Raw genomic sequence first — 11,061 nt, forward strand, 5'->3', positions numbered from 1 at the left:
GCCCGCAGGGCATAGGACATAGGACGCATTAGCGTAGCGTGCCCGCAGGGCATAGGACACATTAGCGCAGCGTGCGCCCTTGGCGCATAGGAAGAAGAGTTTTAGAGAGTTCTTGCGTAAGTCCTATGGTTATCCCAGCACACAAGCTAATGTTCACGCTAGAACTGCAGCCAGCAAAAATAGACAGTCTACCAAAATAGTACTCAAAACGGCTCCACTAAAAGCATAACAGTGACGCCGCTTCCCAGATAAAGACAAAATTCCTACTGTTAACAAAACTATGGCGAGAGTCAGCGCCCAAGCCTGTCCCCAAGGTGTTTGGACTTGTGTCAAAGCACTTTGTAAAATTGCTGTTACATCAGATGTGGATTCTACTCGCACGATTTGCCGCCAATAAGGAATTAAATCTACCAGATAGAAATACACATCTGTTAAGACTGTACCAAATAATGAACCTAAATAGAACCAGTTACCGATTTTGCACCAACTCCGACTCAGACTCCACAACGCAAACGGTAAACCTATACATTCAACAGGTAAATGCCATAACGGTTCCCAGCGCAACCAACCCCAGTAAATTGAACCAGCCAGCCAACTCCAACTAAATCCTAAAAGCAAATCTCCCCAGACATACGTAGAGGGACGCGACATTAATTTAAAACTTAACCATACCCAACCTGCTGTTAGAGCCAAACTTAACCAGGGAAGCGATCGCACAAGTGGTGCTTCAATAAACACAGGCACAGACACTAAAAAGACAGCCGCCGCAAAAACTAACCAAGCTGGTTGAGAGACGACTTTCCATAACAAAGGAACATCAGCGCTTTTCGTTGGCAGAACTGGCTGGATCGTAGTAGTAGAAGCAGCGTAAGAAGACAAAGTATTGTTAACCAATGTTTTTAATATTTGTTACTTATCTTTATCTTATTTAAGATATCACAACAACAATCCCCCCTAGGGGCATATTGATTCTAGCTTAATCTGAGAATTAAGAATGTGTTAATGTTTGAGCATTTCATTTACGTATTTCCCTATTTTGGGGAAAATAGGCTCCGAACCGTAAAGTGAGGACTTCATGCGGAAGTTTTTCCGTGCAGCACTCCAGCAAAAAGCTATTTTGCCTCCGGGTTTGTGTGTGGGCTGTTTGTGTATTTGGTTGTAAAGACAGTGAGCGTAGGTAAAGGAATGGCTCTATCAAAACGTCAATTGTTCTTGTTTTTGGGTGTTGTTTCTGCGATCATCTCGGTTGTCGCAGAACCAATAAAAGTTCTCAGTACCGAACCCAAGGTAGCAGCGGATGGGGTGCAACAAATGAATATTTTTCAGGCTATTGTTTTAGGATTTGTACAAGGAGCTACAGAATTTCTGCCAATTAGTAGTACAGCACACTTAAAAGTTGTGCCTGTCGTTCTTGGTTGGGGTGATCCAGGAGTTGCTTTTACCGCTGTGATTCAGCTTGGAAGTATTGCGGCTGTACTCTGGTATTTTTGGAGTGATTTGAAGCAACTTTTCACGGGAGCAGCAAGAGCGATCGCCCGTTCTGATTACCAAGACAACGACTTTCGTATCACCCTGGGAATTCTCATCGGAACATTGCCAATTGTCTTTTTTGGACTTCTCATCAAAAAGTTTATTCCTGATTTTGATAACTCACCCTTGCGGAGTATGGGGGCGATCGCAATTGCTTCAATTGTGATGTCGCTCTTATTAGGGATAGCAGAAAAAATTGGTACACGAAAGCGGGAATTTAGTCAACTGAATATGTCAGATGGTATATTCATGGGATTAGCTCAAGCTTTAACAGTAATTCCTGGTGTCTCTCGTTCCGGTTCAACTCTGACAGCCGGATTATTTATGGGTTTAGAAAGAGCAACAGCAGCAAGGTTTTCTTTTTTGCTGGGTATGCCTGCTATTACCTTAGCTGGGTTAGTTGAGTTAAAAGATGTTTTGGGAGGAGGGTTAGAGAATGCAGGGATAGTTCCTCTGGTTGTTGGCGTTGTTTCTGCTGGAATATTTTCTTATATAGCGATCGCCGGATTGTTACGCTTTTTGAAAACTCAAAGCACTTGGGTATTTATTTGGTATCGGTTGGTGTTTGGCGTACTTATATTAGGAGCGATTGGAGCAGGATTCTTGAAGAATATTTGATAGTCAATAGTCAATAGCCCACAATCTCATAACTATGGGCTATTGATGACTGCCTGTAGTGAAGAATCAATTATCAATGAACAATGAACAGTTATCAATGAACAATGAATAATTATCAAATCGATCATTGATAACTGACAACTGATAATTGATAATTGACAATTACTCCCGAACCGCCAGAAGAATACCTAATTTAACGAACCACAAAGACGCGTTAGACGCGTTTGCGCAGCGCCCCCTTAGGGGCTAGCGGCGTGCCGAAGGCTAGGACACGGAGCGCGCAGCGTGCGCCCTTGGCGCATAGGAAGAAGAAAAAGAAGATAGGTAATCTTAGACTGGGAAGGGAGTAATTGCTCACTAAGAAAATTTCTCAACTGTATCTACACAGACAAGATGGACAAGTCTGTGATAGTTGAACTTGCAGACTTGATGATTTCTTGAGGCTTTGAGCTGATTCCTAGGCAGTCTGTTTGTGTTGCTTGAATTTGCGGCGTAAAGCCACACCAAAACCACTTGCTGCTAGTACACCCAATATTGTTGCAGGTTCGGGGACAGGTTTAGAAGATTTTACCTGATTCAACTTGGCGACAGTTACGTCATCCAAACCGAAAGCATCACTTCGAGAACTTTGTGGTTGAAACCTGACTTTGATGAATTCTTCGCTAGGGTCTTGTGCGATGATACCGTAATATTGTACAGTTACATCGAAAGGTAATCCAAAACTAGGGATAGGCAGCCTTTGTGTACTACCGTTCACCCGTGTGAGTTCTAGCGAGACAGGGGGATTTATAAAGTAATCGCTAACAGCTGTAGCGTAAAATCCTAAAGCTGCGACTGGCTGAGAAAAAGTTATCGAACTGAAGAAAGTCTTAGGATCTGAAAGTGGACCAGTGCTAACATGGGCTTCTAGATATTGGTTGCCTGATATTGGGTAAGTCCCCCGTATAATATTGCTGGTGCCGGTAGGTAAATTGCGTACAGTTCCTCTACCCTGAAAAATTGCAGTTCCCACACCAGAGAAAGAGAGAGTCAGGGGCTGGGTGGTTTGAGGGGCAAACCCCTCAAAAGTTTCAGTTCCGTAACTATCTAAATTGGCAAGGAACTCATCACGAGTTGTGTCAGCGTTAGGGGTGCTTGTTAGACGAGGGTAATCAGGTTCTCCACGTCCTCTTTCCCCACCAGTATATATTTGATAGGCATGAACTCTAAACCCAACTCCTATGACTGCTGTTACAGCAATAACTGGTGTACTCACTTGAGCGATTAATTTTCCTGAACTTGTGTGTTTCCAGGTTAGTGCTTTGAGAGTCGTGTATTTTGCTTTAGTACAAGCCTTGCGTAACTTTTTTCTAATCCTTAATCGAGTCATGAAACTAGCTCCTACAAATAGGTAAAGGTTGCTGGTAGATTTACCCTAAAGTAAGAGTTGCAAGTACATCAAAACTGAAGACACTGCGATAGGTCATGAGTCAATTTGCCCTATCGATTGCAAATATTATACGGGATGTTGGTAGCAAACGAAAGAGAAAGCTATATTTTTCCTAGTTGGGGGATTCTCTTTTTACTTTTTACTTTGATAAAGCGACTTTTAATTGCTGACAAGCTTTTTCAATCGCATCTATACTACCAGGATTGACAAGTCCGTAATAGTCGAACTCGTAGACTCGATTATTTTTCGTCGCTTTGAGTTTATCCCAAAAAGACTCTGATTTGAAAGATTTTAATAATCCAGGTTGAGGACTAACAACAATTAAGACTTCTGGATTTGCTTCTAAAACTTTCTCAGCAGAAAGCGTCACATAACCAGGTATTGAAATTTTACCTTGCAAATCTGCTGACACATTTTGTGCTTCAAATTTCTCTAGTAAACTTCCTGCCCAACTTTTTCTGCTTGGTGACAAAATGGGTTGACGGCTAACCAGTACTAATGTATAAGGATGCTGAGTCTGTTTCTCTGGCAAAAATGTTTGATAGCGGTTTAATAGCGATGTTGCATCAGCATTAACCATTTTTGCCAGAGTTTTGGTTAAATTTTGTAGTGCCTCCCAATTATCAACTTTAGTGAGTAAAGTTGTTATACCCAGTTCTTTAAGTTTGTCGGTAGTCAGGTTAGAAAAACCTGACGCGCCAATCACCAAATCTGGTTTCAGCGCAACGATTTTCTCTAAATTTGGTGTTGCTTGTCCCTGACTCACACGAGGAATATCTTTAAATCGTGAGACATTTTTAAATAAATCACTACCAGTTATACCAACGAGTTTTGTGTTATCAAGTTGAGAAATAATATCAGATGAAAGAGATGTGAGGGTAACGATTCTTTTGACTGACTGTTGTGATTGCTGCGATCTAGAGGTAGGACTTGTATCTATATTTTGTGCCTGCCCAGTCGTTACATTTGTGCAAGCAAAAGTCACAAGACTTAACCACAGTATTAACCCAAATAGTATGATACGACGTTGCATAGTTACCCTATCATTTTTATTCATGACTAGATGCAGCTTGCTACTCCGAAGCAATAGCAGCTAAGGAGCAAATTTGCAAACCAACTGGTGTTTCCAAGACAGCAATTTCTACACCCAAAACATCAGCTAAATTTTCAGGTGTCAAAACTATTCTTGGTTCTCCCACTGCCCAAATTTTACCTTGACACAACAATGCAATGCGAGAACTATACCTTGCGGCTAAATTCACATCGTGCAATACTGTGATAATGGATAAACTTTGTTCTTCGTTGAGTTGTTTGAGCAGTTCTAGTAACTGTAACTGGTAGCGGATATCTAAATAAGTCGTTGGTTCATCTAATAGCAGAACTTGTGGATCTTGAGCTAACGCTAACGCTAAAAAAGCTCTTTGTCGTTCACCACCGGATAATTGTTCGACAGGGCGATCGCACAAAGATTGCATCCTAGTTAATTCTAAAGCATTCTCGACTTTATCTCTATCTTCTGAGTCTAACTCCCATTGCCACCAAGGTTGATGAGGAGTTCGTCCTAAAGATACCAACTGTCGTACTGATAACCCCGGTGGTATCGTTTGCTGTTGCGGTAATAACGCTAATTTTTGAGCGACAGCAGTAGCCTTTTGAGTGTGAATGGCTTTCCCATCGAGTAGCACAGCGCCTGTTTGCGGTTTTAGCAGGCGACTCATGAGTTTTAGGAGGGTGGATTTTCCCGAACCATTTGCACCAACTAGACTTAGCCATTCTCCCGCTTGGAGTGCGATTTGGATTTCTTGGACAATCGGTTTACTATCGTATCCACCAGTGAGATTTTTTGTTTCTAATGGCATTTTATGACGCCAATCCGTGACATGAGAGCAGTTACAGTTTCTCACCCTACCGCAAATTCTGTGTACTGTCGCACATCAGGCGCATGATATATTACTAATTACTACGCATCTGTCCCATTCTTTTGTGAAATAACTGAATGCAAAGTTTTGAGTAACTCGTGTGCTGTATGGGGCTTAGACAAGAATTTTATGATCTTAAAGGCTTCATTTAGTGGGACTTGTTCGCTTGTGGCAAGTCCACTCACAGCAATGATACGCAGCAATGGATTCATTTTGTGCAAAGTATTGATGGTCGTGACTCCATCCATCTCTGGCATGATCATATCGATAATTGCCGCACTAATTTTTTCTTTATGCTGAGCGTAGAGTGCGACTGCTTCTATGCCATCACTTGCAGTCATTGCTTTATAATTATTCTTTTCTAACGAAACTTTTGTAATTTCTCTGATAGCAGGTTCGTCATCTACAATCAAAATCCATTCTCCGCATCCTGTCGGTATTGTCTCTAAATCTTCTGTTAACTGCGTCACTGCTGTCTGAACCGCTGGTAAGTAAACCTGAAACTTTGTGCCTTTGCCTACGCTACTAGATACGGTAACGAACCCATCATGGCTTTTAATAATACTTATGACAGTTGACAATCCAAGTCCGGTTCCTTTACCAAATTCTTTAGTGGTAAAAAATGGTTCAAAAATTTTATCTAATAGCTCGCTAGGAATGCCAATTCCTGTATCAGAAACTGTGAGGACAATATAAGGACCCACTTTAGCATCAAGATGCATTTTGGCAAAGTTTTCATCAATAAAAGTATTCTTGGCAGAAATTTTCAAAGTTCCGCCATACGTCATAGCATCACGTCCATTAACACACAAATTCATCAACACTTGATGAATTTGTGTGTTGTCACCACATATGGGTAATAAATTTGATTCAATTTCAGTTTGAACATCTATTGATTTAGGAAAAGTTTGTTCAACAATTTGCGTCATTTCTAAAATCAAGTGCTGCAATTGAAGTGCAGTGCGAGCACCTTTTGGATGACTCACCAAGGGAGAATCGGCTTTTGTTGAATAGCTCTGTTTGAGAGAATTGTGCTTTACATGATTTCCTTCAAGAGCATCGCCCCAAACAGACTGATGATTCGCACCATCGCTGCTCAGGGTGCTAGATTTTGCCCAATCTTCTTCAATTCCCCTTGCAAAGGATAGCACCTGTTTCACTAAATTTGCACCGCGTTTAGCGTTATTTTCTACAATCGTTAACACTCGCTGACTACGTTCATCATGGCATTCTGTTTTGAGCATTTGTGCGGACATTAAAATTGGAGACAGCACATTATTTAAATCGTGAACAATGCCACTTGCGAGAGTTCCTATACTCTCCAGGCGCTGATTGCGTAAAAATTGTTTTTCTAGTTGTCTTTTCTGTGTGATATCAGTATCAACCACAAGAATTGATTTCGGTTGAAGATTCTCATCTCGAATGAGTGTCCAATGACTTTCAACAATAATTTGTTTGCCAGATTTAGTCATTGTTTGTAACTCACCCTGCCATGAGTCAAACTCCAAAACATGTTTGTAAATTTTCCTGTGTTGTGGCAAGGATTCGTGATCTAAAATCTCCTCTGCATTTTTACCAAGAGCGTCTTGTGCATTCCAGCCGTAAAGGTTCTCAGCACTTTTATTCCATTGTAAAATTTGATTGTTTAAATCACGCACAATAATTGCGTCTGTAACGACATCAAGTAATGCTTTTTGTTCGCGAACTTGCTGTTCTGCTAGTTTGCGTACGGTAATATCCTCAAAAATATATAGCCATGCAAAATATTGGTCGTTTTCCTCTCGAATGCGTTCAGAAAACTGCCTGATAGTACGACCATCATTCAAGAAAATTTCATCTTCACATATACACACTTCACTATAAAGAGATTGGCAGGAAATAAAAGGGGAAACTTCTGTTAATTTGCTGCATTGGTTCAGAATATCCAGATGCTTCAATTTACCGCTTTCAATTTGCTTTTTGAAGTTTTCAAGTCCCCAGATTTCACAAAAGCGTTCATTGATATAGAGAATATCACCACTACGGTCATCAACAATGTAAAATGCTAGTGGAGAGACGCCAGTTATTGAGCGCAAAAGTGTTTCTTTCCAACGCAATTTTTCTTCTATTTGCTTACGTTCAGTAATTTCCTCTTTTATACTAGTTATCTGAGTGAAATTCTGTCTTAACTCTAGTTGTTTCATCACTAAGCGACTAACTGCTTTGAGTGACTCCACTTGTTTAGGGCTGATTTCCCTCGGTACGTAATCAGCAACACATATTGTACCTAATGCATGTCCTTCTGATGTTACCATAGGAACTCCAGCATAAAATCTCACATGAGGAGCCGAGGTCACCACCGGATTAGTCGCAAATTGTTCATCACTCAAAGTGTCAGGAATAATCAAAACATCACGTAGTTGGATACAAAGGGGACAAAACCCAATATCTACAGCCATTTCTTCTACATCCAACCCAACTTTAGCTTTGAAGCACTGACGGTTATCGTCTATCAAATTTATTAATGCTATGGGTGTAGCGCAAATCTGGGCGGCTAAGAATGCCAAATCATCAAATGCTTGTTGTGTTGATGTTGTACCGAGAATCTGATATTGATGGAGAGCCACAAGCCTTGCTGCTTCATTGTTAGACAATAAAGGGTTCATTATATCTTTTCCTATAAACTTGAATAATTGCTTGCTTTGATGTAAGAAACGGTTCTCCAGATTCTTCTACAAAGGAAGTTTTAAGGTGGCGGCTTGAGAACAACGTCTACTGTAAATCGGTTTGTCACTGTCATGTACATTTACTTTTTTATTTTCCCAAACCAAAGGTAGTTACTTAGACTACTTGAAACTAGTGGCTTGAACTGGACTCAACCTCTAGGTTAAATCGCTCTTGCTACACCAGATAGCTTAACTACATGACGGGGTCTAACACGTAAGAAATGGGCAGGCTTTAAAGCTTTACGATTAATCGTGGAGTCAAGACGACTGTCGTAGTAAGCGAGAAGTTTGAGCGGAGGTTTCCTCCGATCAAAGCTTCGGTGCTGCCCATTTCTAGGGGACAATGCGTTACACAAATTAAAGGCGAAACACCACAGCTTTAAGCCGTGGCTTGTTTACTGTCAGATTCTTCAAACGAGTTATCAGACAACTTTATAGTAATATGTCTAAAGGAGGATGACAATTATTTTTCAATTCAGTATTTTTACGTACAGTCAACAAAATATCCATAATTGTTGGTATTCTTTTTTTTAGAAGTCAACTTAGAATACTTCGTGAGAAAAGCTCAAAAGTCTGTTCGCGAAGCGTAACAAGATTTCTTTCTATCAAGTCTGAGGAGTAAAAAAAGAAAAGTTCTCAACAGACTTATTTGTCATTTGATGTAAAATATAAACGCGGTGAAATGTATCAACTCCCTGATTAGGGAGAAAAATTATTAACATGAACTTGGGTCTGGTGGCTTCATCTGCCTTTTCTGTTAAGCCGAGAACTGAAGATAGCTTTTCAATTAGTTTTGCGCCATTGTCTGTTGAGGAGGTTTACGCGAAAGCAGAGACTGATGGAAATGGTGCGATTGTAATGATGAGTGGGATGGTTCGTAATCAAACAGATGGTAAACCTGTAGTTTCCCTAGAATATCAAGCTTATGAACCGATGGCAATGCAGGTGTTTTATCAAATTGCTGCCCAAATTCGTGAAAAATGGGCTGTTGTCAACCGCGTCGTCATTTCTCATCGTGTTGGGCGCTTGCAAGTTGGTGAAATCAGCGTTTTAGTCGCAGTCGGTTGTCCCCATCGTTCTGAAGCATTTGAAGCTTGTCGCTATGCTATAGATACTCTCAAACACAATGCCCCGATTTGGAAAAAAGAACATTGGGCAGATGGTTCAAGTACTTGGGTGAGTATTGGTGCGTGTGAAGTTCAAGACTGTTAATGAATAACAATTCATCATCAACAATTAACAACAAACTTATAATTTCTTTGCACTTATTTACAAAATTGAGAGTTATCTATTTCAGTTTGTTACTATTTGCTTATCCCAAAAGATTATTCCTTTAGACTGATCTTTTATAGAAAAAGAAAACTTTTGGGATATCAACACATGCATTCAGTAAATTTAGTTTGTCACGATTTTTTTGTACTTCTTTCCTTCATCGCTTGTATTGCAGGTCTATTGTTACTATGGGAAGGTGAGCAGAAAAAAGATGAAACAGAAGAAACAGAAGAGATTCTTTTTAGGATGAGCTTTTCTTACTGGCTAGTTTACTGTGTTGCTTTTGCAATTCAAAAAATAGTTTTACCTGACTGGGAAACTGTCATGATGAGTTTAAAAATCACAGCCGCCCTGTCATACTTTTTAACATTTTCTTGTATCGTCAGTTTGCCACTACATAAATTTGCAGTGCGTCATGTTGAGGAATAGTGATTAGTCATTAAGAGTCACTGCGCTTTTGCGGCTTCGCCCGAGAGTTGGTGCAAGTTGCGTTCATTGGTAGAACGAATGGCGATTGGCGATTCATGACTTTTTCATTGCAAAGGCGATCGCCTCTTCGAGGCGACTTTGCTCTAAATTTGTCAGGATAAACACCTCTTGCACTGTTTTCCCGTGGCGTGCGATCGCCTTAAAGCCACCTCGAATCGGTACAGAGATTCGTAATTGTAAATGAGGGCTATGACCTTTGACTCGCCCAATTTGTCCCGGTGTGACGGTTTGAATTCCATCCTGCTTGATGAGACGTTCTAGAATTGGGATAAGACCATGAATGTGGGTTGAGTGATTCCAAACAAGTCTGCCCTCTGTGGGTTTTGCCATGATTTTACACTATTATGCGGCTTCAAGAGGAGCCATCGTCAAACCAGCTCGGCTAAGCTGCTGATGATAGAATTCAGCAGGTTCTTGGGGACCGGTCCAGACAATAGCTTGACCTTCGTAATGCACTTGGTTAGTGAGTTTCCAAGCGCGATCGCTAGTCATACCCGGAATATACTTTACCAAACAATCGTGAACATGCTGGAAAGTATTAAAATCATCATCTAATACAATCACTTTATAATTCGGATATGGCTTGCGGGTCACTTGACTAGACCGTTCAGGAGCTTTTGTTGGTGCTGTTGCCATTCCGTAAACAGCTGCTGAAAGTCTGGTTATCATAAAGCACCTAGCCAATAAGCTTAATAAAACAAAACTACAGTTAACTAGTTTAGTCCATACTCAAGAGTAATGCGGAGTTTTTGAGCAGAGATCAGGAGGTGGGGAGATCTCCTGCGGAGGAATTCAAAATTCAAAATTCAAAATTCAAAAAAAGAATTATTAATGAGCGAATTTTGAGATTGCTTCGCTAGCCCCTTTGGGGGCCTGCGCTAACACTCGCAACGCTACGCGATGCCGTACCTTATGAGCGCAGCGAGTGGGGAGATGGGGAGGTGGGGAACTCACCGGCCCCCACGGAGGAGCCAGTGCGGTCTTGGGGAGGACAGTGCTGTGGGCGGGTTTCCCGACTTGAGGCACCTGTCCGTTGAGCCAGTGCGCCCTTGGAGGTTCCCTCCGTTGTAGCACAAGCGCGTGTTTCCCCAAGTGGAGC

11 protein-coding genes are annotated in these 11,061 nt (G+C 41.1%); 3 read left to right on the plus strand and 8 right to left on the minus strand.

Annotated elements, in window-relative coordinates; genetic code table 11:
- Nucleotides 1–153: 153 nt before the first annotated feature.
- Nucleotides 154–894 carry a DUF3120 domain-containing protein gene (locus DP117_RS31045; RefSeq protein ID WP_169222039.1) on the minus strand — a complete coding sequence of 247 codons (741 nt, stop codon included), beginning with the start codon at nucleotides 892–894 and terminating at the stop codon, nucleotides 154–156.
- A gap of 291 nt (nucleotides 895–1,185) precedes the next feature.
- Between DP117_RS31045 and DP117_RS31050 the strand changes: the two genes are divergently transcribed.
- Entirely contained in the window at nucleotides 1,186–2,148 is a 963-nt protein-coding gene (locus DP117_RS31050; RefSeq protein WP_169222040.1) for an undecaprenyl-diphosphate phosphatase, read from the plus strand.
- Between the two features lie 457 nt (nucleotides 2,149–2,605).
- Here DP117_RS31050 and DP117_RS31055 read toward each other — a convergent pair whose 3' ends face one another.
- The 4 genes from DP117_RS31055 to DP117_RS36700 form a co-directional block, all read right to left on the minus strand.
- Complete coding sequence (locus DP117_RS31055) at nucleotides 2,606–3,517, minus strand: PEP-CTERM sorting domain-containing protein (protein WP_169222041.1); 912 nt, start codon at nucleotides 3,515–3,517, stop codon at nucleotides 2,606–2,608.
- Nucleotides 3,518–3,716: 199 nt separating this feature from the next.
- Nucleotides 3,717–4,610: an ABC transporter substrate-binding protein gene (locus tag DP117_RS31060; RefSeq protein WP_169222042.1), complete on the minus strand. Its 894-nt coding sequence runs from the start codon at nucleotides 4,608–4,610 to the stop codon at nucleotides 3,717–3,719.
- 40 nt (nucleotides 4,611–4,650) lie between these two features.
- Nucleotides 4,651–5,436: an ABC transporter ATP-binding protein gene (locus DP117_RS31065; protein WP_169222043.1), complete on the minus strand. Its 786-nt coding sequence runs from the start codon at nucleotides 5,434–5,436 to the stop codon at nucleotides 4,651–4,653.
- Between the two features lie 101 nt (nucleotides 5,437–5,537).
- On the minus strand, nucleotides 5,538–8,141 hold the full coding sequence (locus DP117_RS36700; RefSeq protein ID WP_248277912.1) for a PAS domain S-box protein: 2,604 nt from the start codon (nucleotides 8,139–8,141) through the stop codon (nucleotides 5,538–5,540).
- A gap of 780 nt (nucleotides 8,142–8,921) precedes the next feature.
- On the opposite strand from DP117_RS36700, the gene DP117_RS31080 reads away from it, so the two are divergent.
- Both DP117_RS31080 and DP117_RS31085 read left to right on the plus strand, forming a co-directional pair.
- Nucleotides 8,922–9,413 carry a molybdenum cofactor biosynthesis protein MoaE gene (locus DP117_RS31080; RefSeq protein WP_169222044.1) on the plus strand — a complete coding sequence of 164 codons (492 nt, stop codon included), beginning with the start codon at nucleotides 8,922–8,924 and terminating at the stop codon, nucleotides 9,411–9,413.
- Between the two features lie 168 nt (nucleotides 9,414–9,581).
- A complete protein-coding gene (locus DP117_RS31085) occupies nucleotides 9,582–9,902 on the plus strand; it encodes a hypothetical protein (protein ID WP_169222045.1) in 321 nt (106 codons plus the stop codon).
- Between the two features lie 93 nt (nucleotides 9,903–9,995).
- On the opposite strand, the gene DP117_RS31090 is transcribed toward DP117_RS31085, so the two are convergent.
- From DP117_RS31090 to DP117_RS35715, 3 genes are all read right to left on the minus strand, one after another.
- Nucleotides 9,996–10,292, minus strand: a complete 297-nt coding sequence (locus DP117_RS31090) for a DUF2103 domain-containing protein (RefSeq protein WP_169222046.1) — start codon at nucleotides 10,290–10,292, stop codon at nucleotides 9,996–9,998.
- Nucleotides 10,293–10,304: 12 nt separating this feature from the next.
- Nucleotides 10,305–10,631 (minus strand): ATP-dependent Clp protease adapter ClpS, encoded by a 327-nt coding sequence (gene clpS / locus DP117_RS31095; RefSeq protein WP_169222047.1) that lies wholly within the window; start codon nucleotides 10,629–10,631, stop codon nucleotides 10,305–10,307.
- Nucleotides 10,632–10,872: 241 nt separating this feature from the next.
- A partial coding sequence (locus tag DP117_RS35715) for a hypothetical protein (protein WP_211176446.1) occupies nucleotides 10,873–11,061 on the minus strand: 189 nt, incomplete at its 5' end.

It is taken from the genome of Brasilonema sp. UFV-L1, from assembly GCF_012912105.1.
GTDB lineage: Bacteria > Cyanobacteriota > Cyanobacteriia > Cyanobacteriales > Nostocaceae > Brasilonema.